General features: G+C 74.5%; 12 protein-coding genes and 2 pseudogenes. 9 read left to right on the top strand and 5 right to left on the bottom strand.

The genetic code is table 11. From position 1 onward, the window contains the following. Window positions 1-35 precede the first annotated feature (35 nt). Window positions 36-1,064 (bottom strand): annotated as a pseudogene (locus D476_RS0103380) (FAD-dependent oxidoreductase); the annotation flags it as partial. A gap of 67 nt (window positions 1,065-1,131) precedes the next feature. Between D476_RS0103380 and D476_RS0103385 the strand changes: the two are divergent. From D476_RS0103385 to D476_RS0103415, 7 genes are all read left to right on the top strand, one after another. After that, window positions 1,132-1,611, top strand: a complete 480-nt coding sequence (locus D476_RS0103385) for a MarR family winged helix-turn-helix transcriptional regulator (protein ID WP_017622575.1) — start codon at window positions 1,132-1,134, stop codon at window positions 1,609-1,611. A 125-nt stretch (window positions 1,612-1,736) separates the two neighbouring features. After that, entirely contained in the window at window positions 1,737-2,345 is a 609-nt protein-coding gene (locus D476_RS35430; RefSeq protein ID WP_017622576.1) for a Uma2 family endonuclease, read from the top strand. A gap of 169 nt (window positions 2,346-2,514) precedes the next feature. Then, window positions 2,515-3,693, top strand: coding sequence for a C40 family peptidase (locus D476_RS0103395; protein WP_017622577.1), 1,179 nt, complete (start codon window positions 2,515-2,517; stop codon window positions 3,691-3,693). Window positions 3,694-4,163: 470 nt separating this feature from the next. Beyond that, on the top strand, window positions 4,164-5,888 hold the full coding sequence (locus D476_RS0103400) for an FAD-dependent monooxygenase (protein ID WP_017622578.1): 1,725 nt from the start codon (window positions 4,164-4,166) through the stop codon (window positions 5,886-5,888). A 56-nt stretch (window positions 5,889-5,944) separates the two neighbouring features. Then, window positions 5,945-7,114, top strand: coding sequence for a homogentisate 1,2-dioxygenase (locus tag D476_RS0103405; RefSeq protein ID WP_017622579.1), 1,170 nt, complete (start codon window positions 5,945-5,947; stop codon window positions 7,112-7,114). Continuing rightward, window positions 7,114-8,130: a hypothetical protein gene (locus D476_RS37850; RefSeq protein WP_017622580.1), complete on the top strand. Its 1,017-nt coding sequence runs from the start codon at window positions 7,114-7,116 to the stop codon at window positions 8,128-8,130. The genes D476_RS0103405 and D476_RS37850 overlap by 1 nt, the downstream gene beginning before the upstream one ends. A 41-nt stretch (window positions 8,131-8,171) precedes the next feature. Continuing rightward, window positions 8,172-9,527 carry a fumarylacetoacetate hydrolase family protein gene (locus D476_RS0103415; RefSeq protein WP_017622581.1) on the top strand — a complete coding sequence of 452 codons (1,356 nt, stop codon included), beginning with the start codon at window positions 8,172-8,174 and terminating at the stop codon, window positions 9,525-9,527. Between the two features lie 235 nt (window positions 9,528-9,762). Here D476_RS0103415 and D476_RS0103420 read toward each other — a convergent pair whose 3' ends face one another. Next, on the bottom strand, window positions 9,763-11,124 hold the full coding sequence (locus D476_RS0103420; protein WP_239648586.1) for a hypothetical protein: 1,362 nt from the start codon (window positions 11,122-11,124) through the stop codon (window positions 9,763-9,765). A 257-nt stretch (window positions 11,125-11,381) separates the two neighbouring features. On the opposite strand from D476_RS0103420, the gene D476_RS35985 reads away from it, so the two are divergent. Then, a complete protein-coding gene (locus D476_RS35985; protein WP_083939398.1) occupies window positions 11,382-12,329 on the top strand; it encodes a glycerophosphodiester phosphodiesterase in 948 nt (315 codons plus the stop codon). A 105-nt stretch (window positions 12,330-12,434) separates the two neighbouring features. On the opposite strand, the pseudogene D476_RS31950 reads toward D476_RS35985, so the two are convergent. Beyond that, window positions 12,435-14,015: pseudogene (locus D476_RS31950) on the bottom strand (beta-N-acetylhexosaminidase); the annotation flags it as partial. Between the two features lie 262 nt (window positions 14,016-14,277). Here D476_RS31950 and D476_RS0103430 point away from each other — a divergent pair. Then, window positions 14,278-16,461, top strand: coding sequence for a hypothetical protein (locus D476_RS0103430; RefSeq protein WP_026123193.1), 2,184 nt, complete (start codon window positions 14,278-14,280; stop codon window positions 16,459-16,461). An 82-nt stretch (window positions 16,462-16,543) separates the two neighbouring features. On the opposite strand, the gene D476_RS31955 is transcribed toward D476_RS0103430, so the two are convergent. Beyond that, window positions 16,544-18,211, bottom strand: coding sequence for a hypothetical protein (locus D476_RS31955; protein ID WP_152529200.1), 1,668 nt, complete (start codon window positions 18,209-18,211; stop codon window positions 16,544-16,546). Between the two features lie 196 nt (window positions 18,212-18,407). Then, window positions 18,408-19,376 carry an Lrp/AsnC family transcriptional regulator gene (locus D476_RS31960; protein ID WP_449289391.1) on the bottom strand — a complete coding sequence of 323 codons (969 nt, stop codon included), beginning with the start codon at window positions 19,374-19,376 and terminating at the stop codon, window positions 18,408-18,410. Between the last annotated feature and the right edge of the window lie 86 nt (window positions 19,377-19,462).

Consider the following 19,462-nt stretch of genomic DNA (forward strand, 5'->3'; position numbering starts at 1 on the left):
CTGTTCCCGCGCTTGCGCCCCTCGGCGACGATCCGCTCCACGCGCCGGCGGCGCAGGGACTCGTACGTCGCGAGCGCGCGCGCCGGGTCGGGGATGTCCCGCAGGCATCGGGCCACGGTGACCGCGTCCTCCATCGCCAGCGACGCCCCCTGGCCGCTGGAGGAGGACACGGCGTGGGCCGCGTCCCCGATCAGCCCGATCGGCCCGTCGCACCAGCGGGGCAGCGAGGCGATGTCGTAGACGCCGAGAGGGAGGAAGTGCTCATCGGGTGAGGCGTCGAGGATCGCGGTGATCTCGGGCAGGTCGTCGCGGAACAGGCCGGTGACCAGCGGGCGCCAGTGGCCGGGGCCGAGCGCCTCGGCCTCGCGCCGTCCGACCTCGGCGTGCGGGGCGTTGACGAACCAGAACGTGCGGCCCCGGTCGTCGGTCTGGTGGCCGAAGAAGGCCCGGCGGCCGTAGACCATGCGGGTGGTCTCCGGCGGTGTGGGGGCGACCGCCGCCCCTTCGGCGAGGCCCCCGACGTTGAGGAGGCCGGTGTAGGCGGGGCGCGGCGCCGCCGGGTCCACGTCCGTGCGGACGGGGGAGTGCAGGCCGTCGGCGCCCAGCAGGACGTCCCCCTCGGCGGTGGTGCCGTCGGAGAATTCGGCGACGACCCCCGAGCCGGTGGTGCGGCACGCGGTCAGGCGCTTGCCGTAGACGATCTCGGCGCCCTGTGCGGCGGCCGCCCCGGCCAGGCGGGCCTGCAGGGTGCCGCGCATGACGGAGACGCTCTGCAGCCCGGGGGCGAGGTCGTGGGAGCCGTCGGACAGGCGGCCCAGGGGGCGGCCCCGGCCGTTGCGGAACTCGATGGCGGTGCTGCGGGCGAGCGCGGCGTCCAGGACCGGGTCGAGCAGGTCGAGCGTGCGCAGCACGGCCAGGCCGTTGGGGGCCAGGCTGAGGAAGGAGCCGAGGTGTTCGGCGGGCGAGGCGTGGGCCTCGTGGACGACGGCGTCGATTCCGGCCCGCCCGAGTGCGGCCGCGGCGACCGGTCCGGCGATCCCGGCCCCGCTGATCAGGACACGCATGGGGTCCTCCCCGTGGTAGTATTTCGTTCGCTCGAACGAAATATATGCGCGGCGGAGAGGGGCGTCAATGGCCGACCGGGACGAGGTGCTGGAGCGCGTGGGCGCGGCGGGGCGCCGGATGAGCGACGCCGCCGTCCTCTACCACGGGGTGCTCAGCGAGCGCCTCGGACTGGGGCCGAGCGACTGGAAGGTGCTCGGCCTGGTCCAGACGGGCGGCACGGTCACCGCGGGGGAGCTGGTCCGCCGGTCCGGGCTCAAGCCGGCGTCGGTGACCGGCGTGCTCGACCGCCTGGAGAGGCGCGGCTACGTACGCCGCGTCCGCGACGGGCAGGACCGGCGCCGCGTGGTCGTGGAGATCACGCCGGGCCTGGTCGAGGGCGGGCGCGAGCTGTTCGCCGGGCTCATGCGCCGCCTGGACGGGCTCTTCGAGGGCTACAGCGACGAGCAGCTGGAGATGATCGCGGGCTTCCTCGAAGAGGCCGCCGAGCGGCAGATCGAGGCCACCGCCGAACTGGAGGCCGAGGGCGGGGCCGAACGGGGCCGCTAGCATGCGGAGGCGGGCACGGGCGGGGCAGCGGTGGAGGTGGCCGGAGACGGCCGCCTTCGCACATGCGGTCTTGTGGAGATGCGGGCCGCTCTAACGTGACCTCGACAGTGAACAGGGGAATGCCCATGACCATGGAACTGTGCGAGCGTCCGGAGCGGCCCGGAGCCGGTCTCCGGGCCGCGGCCGAGCACGTCGATGTTCCCGAGGGCTACAAGGTCGAGGTCCTCGGAGGGACGATCTACGTGACGCCCGCGCCCACGCCGCTGCACAATCTCGCCGTCGAGATCGTCTACGACCAGCTCCGGGACGCGCTTCGAGACGGTCGGCGGCCGCATGCCGGGTCCTCTGTGGCCCCCGAACCCGAACCGGGGGAGCCGGAGGCATCCGAATACGCCATCCCCGACCTCATGGTCGTCGACCGTAAGGAACTCCTCCGGCCGCGCCCGATCCTGCCCGCCGCCGTCGTGGACGCGGCCGTCGAGGTGGTGTCGCCGAGCACGCCGCGCAAGGACCGGGAGGTCCTTCCCGAGGTGTACGCGCGTTGGGGGATTCCCCTGTACATCGTCATCGACCCCCGCTGCGGCGCCGTCGCGGTCCATTCCGGCCTGGTCGAGGGGGAGTTCCGGCTCAAGAGCGCCTACCGCTTCTCCGAGGCCGTCCCCCTGCCCCCGCCGCTGGAGGGCATCACCGTGGACACGTCGGAACTCCCCAGGTACCCGGGCCACTGGGGGTGACCCGGGTGTTTCGCCGTCCCGGGGCGGGCGGCCGGTTTCGGGTGCGGGGCGGGGATTCGGTTCCCCCTGTGTTCACCCGTGCACGGCTTGAAAACGGGGCGCCGTCCGCCCATGCTTATACGCGATGTCCGCCCACCCTCCGTCAGGCGCGGGAAAGCGAGGTCGATTCGTGCGGGACCGGCTGAGAACGTGTGCGGGGACCACCGTCGCCTTCGCGGTGGCCTTCTCCGCGCTGGGGGCGCCCGCCTGGGCCGAACCCGAGCCCAACGTCACCGACCGGCCCCCGGTCGGGGCGCCGCGCCCCGGCGCCGCGCCCGCACCCGAGCCCAGCGGGGGGCAGGCCTCCCCGCCCGTGGCCGACGCCGCTGCGCTCCAGGACGGTACGGACGTCGCCCCCATGGGCGAGCCCCGCAGCCGCGAGTACTTCGCCGTCATGCCCGAGCCGCTGTCCGACAAGGCGGTCCGCCGGGTGCGCGGCCTGGACGGCGTCGAGGCCGTCGAGGTCGTCGACGCGGCGCGGGTGAGCGTCGAGGGCGAGGAGACCTCGGTCCTCGGCGTCGACCCGGGCGGCTTCCGCAACTTCGCCCCCCGCCCCTCCGCCGAGTCCGACGAGATCTGGCAGGGGATCGCCGAGGGCCGCATCGCCCTGTCCGACGACGCGGGCAAGCAGCGCGGCCTGGACGTGGGCAGCGAGGTCGACATCGCGGGCGCCGAGGGCGACCGGTCCGCAGAGGTGTGGACCCACGCCACCTCGGGCGTCGCCGGCATCGACGTCCTGATCTCCCGCGACCTCGCCGCCGAGCTCGGTTTCCCCGAAGGCAACGGCCTCATCGTTTCGGCCCCCGACGCCGACCTGTGGAAGCTCAAGGACCGCCTGGAGGAGGCCCTCGGAGAGGACGCCTCGCTCCAGCTCCTGGCCGAGGACCCCGAGCCGCGCCCGGCGGGCGCGCGTGGGCAGGCCGTCCCCGAGGACACCATGGAGCGCGTCATCTCCAACGCCGAGTCGATGGTCGGCGTGCCCTACGTGTGGGGCGGCGAGTCCCTGGACGAGGGCGGCTTCGACTGCTCGGGGCTGCTGCAGTGGGCCTTCGCCGAGGAGGGCATCGCCATCCCGCGCGTCACCCACGACCAGTGGTACGCCGGGGAGCACATCGAGTGGGAGGACGCCCGCCGCGGCGACCTCATCTTCTGGCGCTCCGACCCCACCGCACCCGACTACATCTCGCACGTGGCCATCTACCTCGGCGGGGACAAGATGCTGGAGGCCCCGCGGACCGGCCTGGACGTGCGCGTGACCGACGTGCGCATGCCGAAGATGGCGGGTGTCGTCCGGGTGCAGGTGGACTGAGCCCGCGTCCGGCCCCGGGAACGCGAAGGGGCGGTGCCGCGCCGGCACCGCCCCTTCTCATCTCCTGGCGCCGAGGCCAGCCGGGAGGGGAGGGCTGGACTCCGCAGGAGGGGAAGCAGGGCGCGTCACTGAGGGAGGGGGAGTCAGCGATACCGGCCCTGCGTGTGGCTTATTCGGCTATCGAACACACGGCTCTCGCCGAGCGGCGTTCGCTACCCGGTCAAGGTAAGCAGCGCGGGGGCGTTTTGGCAAGAGCGGTAACGACCTCCGCATCACCGTCATGGCTCCGAAACCGGCGGAAAACGCCGGGGCCGCGGCCGTTCGCGGGTCAAGGCCGGGTATCGCCGGGTTCAACATCCGGCCCAGGGGCGGCCGCCGTCCAGGGGTTATCTTTGGTGGTGGACGTCACATCCGCGGTGCGCGGGTGCGGCGGTCGGTGGCCGCGTAGTTCGACCCCGGAGGGCGGACGCATGAGCAGCCGTGACGGGACCGGCGCGGGGGCGCGCGGACGCCCCGAGGGCGCGCATCCTCCCGTGATCGTGGCCGGGGCGGGGCCGGTGGGGCTCACCGCGGCCCTGGCGCTCGCCCGCGCGCGCGTCCCCTGCACGGTCCTGGAGGCCGAGGACGCGCGCGGCGCCGCCTACTTCCGCTCCACGGGATCCAAGGCGATCTGCTTCCAGCGCGACATCCTCGACGTCTTCGACCGCTTGGGGGCGGGCCGGAGCGTCATCGCCGAAGGGACGACGTGGACGACCGCCCGCACCTACTACAAGGGCCGCGAAGTCCGCACCGTCACCTTCCCGGCGGGGGCCGGCGGCGGCGAGGGCCTCCTGCCGCCGTGGATCAACATCTCCCAGGCGCGGGTCGAGGAGGAGCTGCTCGCCGCCGCAACGGCCCACCCCGGCATCGACCTGCGCTTCGGGCACCGCGTGGTGGGGATCGCCCAGGACGGCGAGCCGGACGGGGACGGCGCCGGGGCCTGGAGCGGCGGAGGGGGCGACGGGCTCCTCGTCGAGGCCGAGACCCCCGGCGGGACGGTGCGGATGCGCGCCTCCCACCTCGTCGGCGCCGACGGCCCGCGCAGCGCGGTGCGCACGCTGACGGGCGTGCCGTTCCCGGGCGACTCCTTCGGCGACCGCTTCCTCATCTGCGACATCCGTGCCGACCTGCCCTTCCCCAACGAGCGGCGGTTCCACTTCGACCCCGAGTGGAACCCCGGCCGCCAGGTGCTCGTGCACCAGTGCCCCGACTCGACCTGGCGCATCGACTGGCAGGTGCCCGACGGGTACGACCTGGAGGCCGAGCGCCGCAGCGGGGCGCTGGACGAGCGCATCCGCAAGATCGTCGGCGACGGCGACTACACGCTGGTGTGGTCGTCGGTGTACCGCTTCCACGAGCGGTGCGCCGAGCGCATGCGCGTGGGGCGCGTCCTGCTCGCCGGGGACGCCGCCCACCTGTACGCCCCCTTCGGCGCGCGCGGTCTCAACAGCGGGGTGCAGGACGCCGAGAACCTCGCCTGGAAGATCGCGTGCGCGCTCAGGGCCCCCGACCCCGCGGCGGCGGACGCGCTCCTGGAGACCTACCACTCCGAACGCTGGGCGGCCGCCCGGGAGAACCTGCGCGTCACCGGGGACACGATGCGGTTCCTCGTCCCGCACACCGAGGAGGACCGGCGGCGCCGACGCGAGGTGCTGGAGCGCGCGCTGGAGGATCCCCGCGCGGGGGACCGCATCGACTCGGGCAAGCTCGCGGAACCCTTCCGCTACGCCGACTCGCCGCTGACCACCCCCGCCGGGCCGGTGCCGCCCCAGGCCCGCCCCGAGGCCCCCGCCCCCGGCGACATCTGCCCCGATGCCCTGTGCACGCCCGCCGACGCCGCAAAGGGGCCGCGCGTGCGCCTGCGGTCGCTCTTCGGTCCGGGGTTCACCGTCATCGCCCACAAGGAGGCCGACGCGGCCGCAGCCGCACGCGAGTGCACGGGCCTTCCCGCTGACGTGGCGCCGCTCGCGCTGGAGCGCGTCGACACCTCCGGGGCCGCAGCCGACGCGCTCGGCCACCCGCAGGGCACCGTGTTCGCCGTGCGGCCCGACGCCCACCTGTGCGCCGTCCTGCCCCCGGGAACCCCGCCGGGCCGGGTCCGGTCCGCGATCGAACGCGCCTGCGGCGCGCGGGCACCGGCCCGGCGGGGTAGGTGAAGGTCAGGGACCGAGGAGGCGCCAGGGGGCGGACGGCCCCCGGAAAGGACGGCGAGATGCCCTTCTACAGAGCGGTCGGAGAGCTTCCCCGCAAGCGGCACACCGTCTTCCGCCGACCGGACGGGGGCATCTACGCCGAAGAGCTCATGGGGGAGGAGGGCTTCTCCTCGGATTCCTCGCTGCTCTACCACCGGTACCTGCCCACGGCCATCCTGAACTCCGAACCCGCCGAAGACCTGCGCGCGCCGGGCGAGGCCCGGCCCAACCTTCCCCTGGCCCCGCGCCACTTCCGCACAGGCGAGCTTCCGGTCAAGGGCGACCTGGTCACCGGGCGGCAGCTGCTGGCCGGAAACGGCGACGTGCACCTGTCCTACGCGGCGGTGGAGGAGGAGAGCGGGCTCTACCGGAACTCGGTCGGGGACGAGACGGTCTACCTGCAGTCGGGCAGCGCGCGCTTCGAGTCGACCTATGGCGTGATCGAAGGGCGCGAGGGCGACTACATCACCGTGCCCACCGGGACCATCCACCGCTGGGTCCCGCACGGCCGCGTGCGGGCCCTCGTCATCGAGGCGTCGGGGCACATCCGGCCGCCGCGCCGCTACCTGTCCTCCTTCGGGCAGTTCCTGGAGCACGCGCCCTACTGCGAACGGGACCTGCGCGGGCCGACCGAGCCGTTCACCGCCGAGGGGCCCGAGGGCCGGACCGCCACGCCCGTCCTGGTCCGCACCCGGGCCGGGCTCAGCAGGATGACCTTCGCCCACCACCCCTTCGACGTCGTCGGGTGGGACGGCTGCCTGTACCCCTTCGCCTTCAACATCGAGGACTTCGAGCCGATCGTGAAGAAGACGCACGCACCGCCGCCGGTGCACCAGACGTTCGAGGGGCCCAACTTCGTGGTGTGCTCGTTCTGCCCGCGCCCGCTGGACTTCCACGAGGACGCGGTGCCCATCCCCTACAACCACCACAACGTCGACTCCGACGAGTTCATGTACTACGTCGCGGGGGACTACGCCGCGCGCAAGGGGTCGGGCATCGGCATCGGGTCGGTCTCCCTGCACCCGGCCGGGTTCACCCACGGCCCCCAGCCGGGCGCGGTCGAGGCGGCGCTCGGGGCGCCGTCCACCACCGAGACCGCCGTCATGGTCGACACCTTCCGGCCGCTGGACATCGGACCCGCGGGGCGTGCCTCGGAGGACCCCGCCTACGCCTGGAGCTGGGCCCGCTGATGCCGGGCAGCGGCTACACGGACCCGCCGGGGGCGATCCTGCTGCACGGGCTGGTCGACGACGCGGGCCTCCTGCCGCCCGCGCCGCTGCCGCTCTTCCAGGCGCTGCAGCGCAACCGCACCGACCGCATCATGGCGCATCCCCTGCTCAGCCGCAGGCTCCTGTGCCCGTCCGGGCTGCTGCCCGAGCTGGCCCGGCGCACCTGCCGCGGCGACGGCGCCTCCGCGGAGGCCGCCTTGGACGGCACGGTGCAGGGCGAGGTCGACCGTGAACTGGAGGCGGATCCGGTTCCGGCGACAGGGCGCGGGACCGGCCCCGACCGCGGCCGCCCGGTGCCGCCCCCGCCGAGCCGACCGGAGACCCCCTTGGACGTGGGGGTGGTGCTGGACGGCGACGGAGGGGCCGTGCCCGTGGACGTCGCCGGGTTCCCCGGCGTGCGGGTGGTGCACGTGGAGACCTGGGCGCTGCCGGAGGAGGTGCGCCGGGCGGCGCTCCTCGCAAGGGTCGGCGGCTCCTTCCGGCTCCGGACGGTCTACTTCGAGATGCCGCGCGGCTCGCGCCGCGTGGAGTCGGTCGCGGCGCTGAGCGGCGCCCGCCCGCTGGGGGTGCGCATCCGCTGCCACGGAACGCGCGCCTGCCCGCCGCCCGGCGTCACCGAGCTGGCCGACACCATCGGCGAGTGCGTGTTCTGGGACGTGCCGTTCCGCGTCGCCGCCGGGCAGCACCGGGCGGTGTCGGCCCCGGCGGTCGGCGGGCTTCCCGTCCGCCACGGCTACCTCAACGTCCTGCTGGCCACGGCGGCGGCGGTGGAGGGCGCGGGCTCGGGGGAGGTGCGCGAGGTGCTGCGCACCAATGATGAGGAACTGATCGCGGCCCGGTTCGCGGCGGTGGGGTGGAGGACCGCCGTGCGCACGCGCCGGGTGTTCACCGGGATGGGCGCGCGCAGCACCGGCGAGCCGCCGCGCGACGTCGAGCGCTTGGGACTGATGGGAACGGTGGGGGAGGGGGTCGCGTGACCGTGGACACGGATCGGACGAACGGGACGAGGACGACGTGGGTGTCCGGTGCCGACGAGGCCGGATACGGCGCGGACAACCTGCCCTACGGGGTGTTCCGCGAACGCGCGGGCGGGGCCGCCAGGGTCGGGGCGCGCATCGGCGGCATGGTGCTCGACCTCGCGCCGCTGCTGAGGGCGCCCGAATTCGCCCGGCCGTCGCTGGTGCCGTTCATGGCGATGGGGCCGATCGCCTGGCGCTCGGTGCGCGCGCGCATCAGCGGGATGCTGGCCGACGAGGCGGGGCGGGCACAGGCCGAACCGCACCTGATCCCGTTGGAGCGGGTGGAGATGGCCGCCCCGGTCGCACCGCGCGCGCATACGGGCTATCTGTGCTCGCTGGAGTACGCGAGCAACGCGGCGCGGATTCTGGCCCCCGGAGAGGACGTCCTTTCGGGGCCCTGGGAGGACCGGCCGCTGGGCGGCGGGGGACGACCCGCGTCGGTGACCGATCCGGGTGGCCCGGTACCGCGGCCGAGGGGGCGGCGGGCCGCCCGCCCCGCCCGGAACGGGACCGCCTCAGGGGCGCTGAACGGGGGCGGGGAAGGCCGTGACGCCGGTGCCCTGGGAAGTGCGTGGCTTCCTTCCGAGTCCGAGTCCGGGGCCGCCGGTACACCGGGGCCCACCGGCACCGCCGGGGACACGGGGCCTTCCGGGAGCGCGGCCCGGCCGACCGAGGACGACCTCGGCCCGAGCAGGCGCCTGGACGTGGGCGCCGAGCTGGCGTTCGTGGTGGGCTCACCGAACACGCCGGGCAGCCGGATTGCGGTGGTCGACTTCGCGGAGCACGTGTTCGGCGCCGTCCTGATCGCCGCCTGGTCCGCCCGCGACCTGCCCGCCGAGGACGAGCCGCCGGGGCCCCTGCCCGGCCGGGCGGTCGCCACGTCGGTCTCGCCGTGGGTGGTGCCGCTGGACGCCCTAGGGGCGGCCCGCATTCCGGCCCGGGACCGCACCCCGCCGCTGCCCCACCTGCGCAGCATCGCGGACTGGGGGCTGGAGGTGGCGTTCGAGCTGAGGGTGAACGGCCAGACGGTGGCCCGGCCGCGACTGGGCGGGGCGTACTGGACCCCGGACCAGATGGTGGCGCAGCTGACGGCCGACGGGACGGCGCTGGAGACCGGCGACCTGGTGTCGACGGGGACGGTGTCGGGCGCGGGCCCCGCCCGGGAGGAACGCGGAAGCCTGTTGGAGCTGGGCGGGGGAGGAGAGCATCCGCTGGTCCTGCCGGACGGTACGGAACGGGCGTTCCTGGAGGACGGGGACCGCGTGTCGGTGACCGCCACGGCACCCGGCCTGGGAGGCGGCTTCATCGGCCTGGGCGAGGCCGAGGGGACCGTGGCCCCGGCGACGCAGGAGTAGGGCGCCGGGCAGGCGTCGGGAGGGCCGTCCGAGCACGAGGAGGCGGCGGCGGAGGCGGGCCCTTCTCGCCGCGGTGCCGTCGGCGGTGTGCGCGGCCGGGACGGCCGGGGGCCCGCCGGGCGCAAGCCAGGGCAGGGACCGCCCCGCCTCCGGAACGCCCAGGGCGCCGCCGTGCGAGCACGGCGGCGCCCCCGGTGCGGGTCGGTCGTGCGAGACGGCCGCGCGCACCACCTGCTCAGTCGCCCATGCGCTGGGCGGGCAGGGTCCACGGTGCCTGGTGCCACGCGCCCGCGTAGCGCGCGGTCGCATCCTCACCCTTCTCGGCGCCTTCCTCGTACCACCACTCGTCGGCCTTCAGCCGCTGGATGCAGGCGTCCACCGCGGTCCTGCGGTCGGCGATGGCGGTCTCGCCCCAGAACTCGGTGAACTTCTCGGCGTCCCGGGCGGTCTCCCGCATCTCCCCGTCCAGCTCGCCGCCGGTGATCTCCTCGGCCAGGCAGGTCCGGACATCGACGGCGGTCGCCCCTTGGGGAAGGCGGATGCCCACGGTCTCCCCGTCGGTCGCGGCCTCGGCGCCCTCCTCCTGCGCCGCGGCGTCCTCGTCGGCGGCGGGCTCCTCGGAACCGTCCGCGTCCTCGGCGGCGCCCTCTTCGGTGCCCTCGGTGTCCTGCTGAGCGGCGTCGTCCGCGGCCGCCTCGGAGCCGTCCGCGTCCTCGGCGCCGGTCCCGGCGGCCTCGTCACCGGTCTCCGGGGCGGCCCCGTCGCCGTCTCCGGCGGGCTCGGTGCCCTCGCCCTCGGCGTCCTCGGCGGGCTGTTCCCCGGGGGCCTCCTCCGCAGGGGCCTCGGCGGCGGGCTCCTCGGCCGCGGGCTCCCCGGCATCCTGCGGGGTCTCGGGCTCCGGCTCCTCCGCGGGCGCCTCCTCGCCCGGCTGGGCCTCGGCCGGGTCCTCCGCTGCCGGGTCCTCGGGCGCAGGGTCCTCCTGCGGCGCCTCCTCCTCCGGCGCCTCTTCCTGCGGCGCCTCCTCGCCGGGCTCGCTCGCGGCCTCCGACACCTCCGCGGCCTGCGGCCGGACCGAGGTGGCGAACTTGGCCAGCTCCTCGGCGTCCCACTTCTCGGGCTGCAGGTAGGCGGCGACCGCGACGCCCTCCTCCTGGAGGAAGAAGTAGTCGCCCGTGGCCTCGGAGACGTAGGCCTCCTGCCGCTCGGACTCGGCCTCCACCCGCTCCAGGGACGCGTCCTCAAGGTGGTCGTAGCGCCGGCTGCGCAGCACGTCGAGCGAGGTCAGGTCGGCGTCCCTCAGGATCGCGACCTTGCCGTAGGTGGAGTCGGGCCCCTGCACCCACGCGATGTGCGAGGCCCGCTCGCCCTTCTTGCCCGTCGCCGATTCGGCGCTGATCCCGTACCGCTCCAGCTCCGGCGGCAGGTACCCGATCTCGAATCCGTCGATGGCGTAGGTCGAGGCGCGCTGCTGGATAACCGGCCAGCGCAGCCCCTCGTCGTCGGCGGCGGCCGACGCGCCGCCCAGCAGACCGAACCCGGCCAGACAGACGGCGGTCCCCCCTGCCAGCGCTATCCACCGCTTCTGGTGCTTGCGCATGTTTCGACCTCTCGTTTGACTACCTAGCGTGGTATTGATGGCACGTAGCGTGGTGCAAAATGCCATCACCATCAAAAGTCGCACACGACGTAGTGAAACGGTCACAAGGAGTGCATCGTGTCGAGATTTCGCTCCGTCTCCCGCCGGGGTGTTCCCAGGGGCGGCATGGGCGCCTCGCTTCGAGGTCACCCGGAGGTAACCGTCCGAGTCGAGTCTTGAACGGTCGGTGAGAACCGGTCTCGATGAGAAGGAGTGTCATGATCCGACGGCTCGGGTTCACCGCGGCCACCCTGGCGCTCGCCTTGGTGGGCGGGGGTTCCGCCGTGGCAGCAGACGACACCGAACTCCGTTACTCCCCGCTCGGCCCCGCGAGCGGCCCCGCGGCGCTGTCGGTCCTCGACGTCGCCCACCGGGGCGCCTCGGGGTACGCGCCCGAGAACACTCTCGCCGCGATCGACGCCGCCAAGGTGCGCGGCGCGACGACCGTCGAGATCGACGTGCAGCGCACCAAGGACGGTGAGCTGGTCGTCTTCCACGACACCACGCTGGAGCGCACCACGGACGCCGAGGAGGTCTTCCCCGGGCGCGGTTCCTACGACGTCGCCGACTTCACCCTGGAGGAGATCCGCAGCCTGGACGCCGGGTCCTGGTTCGCCCCCGCCTTCGAGGGGGAGAGGGTGCCGACCTTCCAGGAGGCCCTGGACCGGCTGCGCAAGCACGGCCTGAACCTGCTCCTGGAGATCAAGGCGCCGGTCCTCTACCCCGGCATCGAGGCCGACATCTCCGAAACGCTGGCCCGCAACCCCGCCTGGCTGGTCCCGGTCGGCAAGCGCGGCAAGCACCGCCTGGTCATCCAGAGCTTCGACTGGGCGTCGGTGGAGCGCTCGCACGACCTGCTGCCGACCATCCCGCACGGGCTGCTCGGCCAGGTCCCCGAGAGCGAGATCGACGGCTACGCCGAGTGGGCGGACCAGATCAACCCGAGCCACAAGACCCTGACCGCCGACTACGTGGACGCGGTGCACGACGAGGGGATGGCCGTGGTGACCTACACGGTCAACGACGCCGACGCCATGCGCACGGCGCTGGACAAGGGCGTCGACGGGCTCATCACCGACTACCCGGACATCGCCCGCCAGGTGATCCGCGAGTACGAGCGCTCCGAGGCCGCCGAGGCCGCCGAGGCGGCCGGGGCGGCGGCCTGAGGCGGGCCCTCCGCCGCAGGAGCGATCGGCCGACGCGGCCCGGCCCCGCACGGGGCCGGGCCGCCGTGCCCGGTCAGCGGCGGGGGGCCCCCCCCCCCCCGNGCGGCCCTCCACCCCCGGGCGGCGCTGCCACGGGTGCGGGCCCTCCAGCGGCCTGTACTCGACGCCGACGGCGTCCAGGCGCTCCAGGTGCGCCTTCAGACGCGGGAGGAACTCCTCGAAGGAGCGCTCGTGCGAGGACCACGCCACCTCGGCGAAGGCCGTCAGGCGGGGGAAGGCCATGAAGTCCACGGTCCTGGGCGAGTCCATGTGCTCGGTCCAGATGTTGACCTGCGCCCCCAGGACGTGCTCGGCCCCCTGCTCGGCCAGCTCCGGCGGGACCGGCTCGGAGCCGTAGACGTCGGCGACCGTCAGCAGGGTGCCCACCGGGATCGGCTCGTCCGGCCCGTCCGACTGGCGGTAGTCGAGGTAGGAGGTGGCGGTGGGGCACATGACGACGTCGTGTCCGGCCCGGGCCGCGGCGATGCCGCCCTTGGTCCCGCGCCAGGACAGCACCGTCGCCCCCTCGGCGAGGCCGCCCTCCAGGATCTCGTCCCATCCGAGCAGGCGCCGCCCCTTGGCCGCGAAGTAGGAGTCGAAGCGGCGGATGAACCAGCTCTGCAGGCCGTCCTCGTCCCCGAGCCCCTCCTCGGCGATGCGGGCCTGCGCCGTCTCGCTGGAGCGCCACTGCACCTTGGGGCACTCGTCCCCGCCCACGCAGATGTAGGTGCTGGGGAACAGCTCCATGATCTCGTCGAAGACGTTGCGGTAGAACGCGATCGTGTCGTCGGTGGTGTTGAGGACCGTCTCGATGATCCCCCACTCCCGGCCGACCTCGACCGGCTCCCCTTCGCCCAGCTCCGGGTAGGCGGCGATGGCGGCCTGGGAGTGGCCGGGCACGTCAACCTCGGGCACGACGGTGATGTGGCGGGCGGCGGCATAGGAGACGATCTCGCGGATGTCCTCCCGGGTGTAGTAGCCGCCGTGCGGGCGCCCGTCGAAGGCCGCGGGGGTGCCCGCGCCGACCTGGCTCTCCGTGCGCCACGCGCCCACCTCGGTGAGTCTGGGGTAGCGCCGGATCTCCACCCGCCAGCCCTGGTCGTCGGTCAGGTGCAGGTGCAGCACGTTCAGCTTGTGCATGGCCATCAGGTCGATGAAGCGCAGCACCCCGTGCTTGGGCATGAAGTGCCGGGCCACGTCCAGCATGCAGCCGCGCCAGCCGAACCGGGGGCGGTCGGTGATGCGCACCGACGGCAGCCGCCAGACCCGCTCGCCCAGGGCCGAGCGGCGGTAGGCGGCCGACGGCAGGAGCTGGCGCAGGGTCTGCGCGCCGTAGAACACCCCGGCCGGGTCGTGGCCCACGACCACGGCGCCCTCGTCGTCGGAGATGAGGCGGTAGCCCTCGGGGCCCAGCCCGGCGTCCGGGTCGACGGTGAGCCGCAGCCGCGCGTCCTCTCCGCGCCCGGGCGGCAGCGGCAGCCCGGTGGCGGCGCCCAGCTCGGTGCGGAGCCACGCCTCGGTCCCGGCGGCCTCGGGGTCGGCGTCGATGCGGGTGGAGGCGTCCAGCTCCAGGCCGTCGGCGCTGTCGCCCGCAGCGTCGCCCGGCAGCGTCTCGGCGGGGAGGGGGACCAGGGGGAGTGCAGGCACGGAGGCTCCTCATCGGTCTAGACCAGTGACTGGGGCCATCGTGCCACGCGGCGGCCGGAGGCGCACGGAGCGGGGAGAGCGGGGTGGGCGGGCCGGTGTCCGGGCAGGGCAGGGGGTGCTCCGGCCGGGCGCGGACGGGGCGCGGTCCGGACCGGACGCGGCCGGAACGGGACACCGCGGTGCGGCGCGGCCGGGCGCGGGAAGGCCGAGAGGATAGGGTTTCCCGGCATCGGCCGGGCCGCCGCCCCCCAGGAAGGTTTCGATGACCCCGATCGACGACAACAGCCCCGACCGCACCGGAGCGCTCGCAGGCGGCGTGTGGAACAACGCGGTCGGCGTGACGGGGACCGTCGTGCAGGCGGCCGCCATTCACGGGGGATTCCACCTGAAGGTCGTCGACGACCGGGGCCGCAGAGCCGTGTACCGCCCCGGACAGGACACGGCGCTCGCCGCACCGCCGTTCCAGGGCTGGCACCCCGAGGCCGAGCAGCGCGCGCTGGAGCTGTGGGAGGGGTGGCGGCCCCATGCGTCACCGGTGGCGGTGTTCCGCGTGCACGGCGAATCGGGGAGCGGCCTGACCGCCACAGCGCGCCTGATGTGCGGCGACTGGCTGGCGCGGCCCGCCTCGGGCCGTGAGCGTGTCGCCAGGACCGTGAACCTGGGCTTCCTCCCGGTCCGCAGGGCCCTTCAGGAGCTGTTGCGCGACATGGGCGTACCGGACGAGATGCTCGGCACCGACCCGTCGTCCCTCTTCCGGGCGATCACGCGCGACCAGGGGCCCACCGCGCTGATCGTGGAGAACCCGCGCAGCGCGCGCGACGTCGAGCGGCTGATGCCGGGCGCGCGCGGGAGCGTCGTCGTGGTCGTCGGCGGCGCCGGGGGCGACACCCTGCGCCACCCCGACTTCGGCACGTTGGACGTCCACCCGGTGCAGGTCGGCCCTCTGAGCGAGAAGGACGCGCTGACTCTGCTGGGGATGGAGCTGAGCGCCCTCGGCCTGCCGGACGCCTCCCTTGGGGTGCGCAGGGAACTTCTCGGCAGGCACGGGCGCACGATGCGCGGCGTCCGCAGGGCCGCACTCGAACACCGGCGCACGGTCGCCACCGGCGAGGAGGACGCGTTGGAATCGGTGGACGCCGCCTACGAGGCGCTGGGGCCGACCGACAGGATGCTCGTGGGGTTGCTCGCCCTGGTCGGGCGGCCCGTGGGGCGCAGGGTGCTGGCGCTGGCGCTCGACCGGGAGGATACCGACGTCCGGCTGCGGTCGCTGGTGGACCTCGGGCTGGTCGAGGCCGACGCCGGCGGGGACGGCCCGCGCTTCCGCCTCCACACCGACCTGCGCGAGATCGCCGAAGCGCGGTGGGCGGGGTTCGACCGTGACCACGGGCGCGACCTGCTCGTCCAGCGGTACTGCGCCGCCTGTCACTCCCTGGCCTTGGACGCCCACCTGGTCCTGATGCCCGGACGGCGCCTGATCGCGGAGGAGCGCAGCGAGTCCCGGTCGTTCACGCGGGAAGCGGAGGCGAAGCGCTGGCTCAGGGAGGAGCGGCTCGCCCTGGAGCAGGCGGTGTACCTCGCCGCAGAGGAGGACGGGCCGGGCTCGCCCCGGGGGCTGATGCTCTGCCAGGTTCTGTGGGCCCTGTACTTCAAGGACTCCCTCTTCCACGACATCATCTCCACACACGAGCCGGTTTTGGAGAAGGCGCGGTGGGACGCGGGGCCCATGCTCGCCCCGCCCCTGCTGGTGGCCAAGGTGCGGGCGCAGCTCGTCCGGGCGCTGCTGGAGATGAGCGACACCGACCGCGACAGGCTGGACGACGCCGATGGGCAGGCGCGCCGGGCGGTGGAGGAGGCGTCGGGCGACGCCGGAGCCGTGGTCGCCCAGGAGGACAAGGCCCTGTTGATGTCGACCGCCTCGGAGATGCTGGCGGAGGTGCTCGCGGCCAAGGGCGATGTGGCCGGGGCCCGCGAGGAGCAGGAGCGGTCGCTCGCCCTCGCCCACAAGAGCGGCGACATGCGCGCCGTGCTGGTCGAACGCCAGAAGCTGGCGCGCTACCTGCACAGGGCGGGCGAGGCGGACGGGTCCAGAAGGGAGCTGGAGGCGGCCTGGGCCGAGGTGCGCGCCCTTCCGGACAGGGATCTGTACAACGAGGGGCGGATCCTGATGTCTCTGGCCGCGCTGGACGCGGCCGAGGGGGAGTACGGCGCGGCGGAGGACCGCTTGGCCGCGGCGCTGGAGGCGTTCGGGGAGTGCGATTCGCGGCGCCGCATCGCCGACGTGGTCGCCCAGCGCGCGGAGTTGCGCGTCGTCCAGGGCCGTCAGCCCGACGCACTGCGGGAACTGGACGAGGCCCGGCGGATGTACGAGCAGCTGGGGCGCGGGGTCGACTTTCTCCGCGCGGATGAGCGCATCAAGGCGCTGCGGGACGGAGACGTCGATTCGTAGGACCGCGACCCCGTGTCGATTTCGGAAACCCGGTCTGGTGGAGGCGTGTGGAGGGCCGGATTCCCGAAAGCGGCACGGGGGCTCAGTCGACCGGTTCGATCCGCACGGTCGCCGTCCGTTCACCCAGGTGCAGTTTGACCGTCAGCGGTCGCCACAGGTCGCACCCGTCCGCGTCGGCACGCCACAGCGCGGCGAGACCGGCCTCGACCGGGGTGCCCGCCGTAGCGTCCTGAAGGCGCACACGCACGGTCAGCGGACGGTCCTGCGCCGCCGTTCGGGGGCTGCCGGGAATGAGTGAGGCGACCACCGCGCCGTCGGAATCGAGGGCCGCGGCCATGCGCAGGCCGGTCTCCGTCGCGAGCGTCCCCTCCGACCAGGCGCGCGCCCCCGCAGTCGGCTCGCGCCGGATCAGCACGTCGGCGCTGTCCCGCCACGCCTCGTCCGGTTCGGACGCGTCGACCAGCAGGTGGCTCCGGCCGGGACCGCCGCCCAGCGCCCGGTACATCTCCGCCGGGAACCGGCGCACCCGTACCTCTGAGGTATCACCCTCGGCCCCCACCAGCAGGGGGCCGACGCGCGCGGCCCGCGGCCAGTCGAGCGCCAGGGGCTCCGGCATGTCCGGAGGCGTCACCCGCGCCGGAACCGCGGGCTCGTCCAGGTTCATGAGCCCGTAGAACAGCGCGCGCAGCGCCGCCCCGGACCTGCCCGGCAGCGAGGTCAGTCGGCTCGTCTCAGGGGCGAAGCGATCCGGGCGGTGCGCGGCGGCGTCGTCGAGGAGCCGGCGTTCGATCGAAGCGGTGTCGTCGAGCACGCGCGCGCTGCGGCCGAACGCGCCGACCGGGGAGTCCGGGTCCAGCTCGTCGTGCGGGAACGTCCCGAGCATGGTGTGCGTGCCCAGGGCGGCGCCGTAGAAGGTGACCGAACCGTGGTCTCCGATGACGTGGTCGGCGGCGGCCAGCGCGGCCTGCCAGCCCGCGCGCGGCGGGAGCACGGTCAGGCCCGCCCGCTCGCAGGACGCCAGCCAGGTGCGCATCTGCCACACGCCGTGCCCGTACCAGGCGTTCGGGTGCGCCACCAGGACCACCCGGTACTCGTCGCGGGGGAGCTCCCGGAGGACCCGGCGGATCAGCTCGGGGCGGCGCCCCAGCAGTGACGAGGGGCCCCAGGTCGAGGTGAGCAGGACCAGGCGGCGGCCGTCGTCGGCGCCGAGCGCGCGGCGGTAGTCATCGCGCCAGCGGCGTCCGGCCAGGATGCGGTCGAAGGTCGGGTCCCCGGCGACGACGGCCGCGGGCAGGGCCTCGGGGCAGGACCGCCCGACGCGGTCGCGCTGCTCCTCGTGCGAGAGCACGAGCGCCGAGGGGATGAGCACGCCGTCCCGGACGAGCGTCTCCCGGGATATGCCGAATACACCGGGCGCAGAGTGCGAATGCGGATCGGTTTCCGGTTTCCGGTTTCCGGTTTCCGGTTTCCGGTTTCCGGTTTCCGGTTTCCCCAGCTTATTGTATCCGGCACCGTGGGAGACCGTGACCACGGGGGCCTTGATCAGGTGCAGATCATCGCCGAGGCTGGCGGTCACCGCGAGGTCGAATTCCTCCCCGACGGCCTGCTCCCACGGGGCCACCGCGACGCCCAGGTCCGACAGGTACTCGGTGACGCCTTCCCGGAAATTCGAGGTGCGGGCGCGGGTGAACACCACCTGCACGCGGAAATCCGATTCGAAGAGCGGAAGGACGTCCATCAGCCGGGTCACCGCGGTGACGGTGTGTGCGACCGCGAGAACGCGGCGGCATCCCGGGCGCGTCGACCATTCCTCAGCCACACGTCCGATCGGCACGCTCAGCCGCTCGTGCACGGACAACCGCGATCCCGCTCCCTTCCGGCGCTCCGAATCCGGCGCGCATTCGGCCCCGGCATCCCCTGTGCCCTCCCTGTGCCGTCGCACAACGCTACCGGACGCCGCCCGCACCGCCCCGCCCAGCACCCCGGCCCCCTCCGGGCCCATCCGGCCCGTGAGACGGAAAGCGTGCCGATCCCGCCTGGCCGGATGAGGACGGCCGCGGCGACGTGCCGGGATCCGCAGGGCCGGGTCCGGCCAGCCGCGGCGGCGCCTCCGGAAGCCCCTCCGGCCGCGCCCCGCACCCGCCCTTCGCCGCTCGCGGCGGGCGCCCCCCGGCNACCCGGTCGAGCCGCAGCCAGGTGTCGCGCAGCTCGACCCCGGGCAGCAGCCGGAGCCGCTCGTGCACCCCCCGCACCGCCTCCGGGTTCTCCACCGCGACCGCCCCCACCAGGTCGCTCCGGCCCAGGCAGCGGGTCAGGAACCGGGTCTCCTCCCAGGACGCGACGGTCGCGGCGACCCTCTCGGCCCCCGGTCCCAGCGTGAGCGCGAACCCCCCGTGGCACCCCTGTCCGGCCGCGGCCGGGTCCAGCAGCGCCGTCACCCGCAGTGCGCGCCCCTCCAGCAGCCGCATCACCCGGCTGCGCACCGCCCCCGGGGACAGCCCCACATACCCGGCCAGCTCGGCGAAGGAGAGCCGCCCGTCCCGCTCCAGCAGCCCCAGCAGGCGCAGGTCGACCTGGTCGGGCTCGGCCTCCGGCGGCGGGGCCGACGCCAGGTAGGGGTCCTTGAGCACCCGGGTGTACACGGCGGTCTCGACGCACGCCACCCCCTCCATCCGGCGCACCCGGTCCACCACGGCCGTCAGCCGGTCCAGGCCGCCCCCCGCGACCTCGGCGACCACCGGGGCGCGCCCGGCGGCCAGCTCCGCCCGGTGGCACTCGGGCAGCTCGGCCACCGCGGCGGCGACCGCGGCGGCGGTGGCGCCCCGGACCGAGACCGCCAGCTGTGCGCGGGCGGTGATCCCGCGCACGGCCGGGTGCACGATGCCGACGACGCGCAGGCGCCCCGTCTCCTGCATCCGCCGCACCCGCAGGCGTGTGGCGGCGCGGGAGAGGCCCACGCGGCCCGCGAGGGTCTCGAACGGCAGGGGGGCGGCCGCCCCCC

Source organism: Nocardiopsis chromatogenes YIM 90109, assembly GCF_000341185.1.
In the GTDB taxonomy this organism is placed as follows: Bacteria; Actinomycetota; Actinomycetes; order Streptosporangiales; family Streptosporangiaceae; genus Nocardiopsis_A; species Nocardiopsis_A chromatogenes.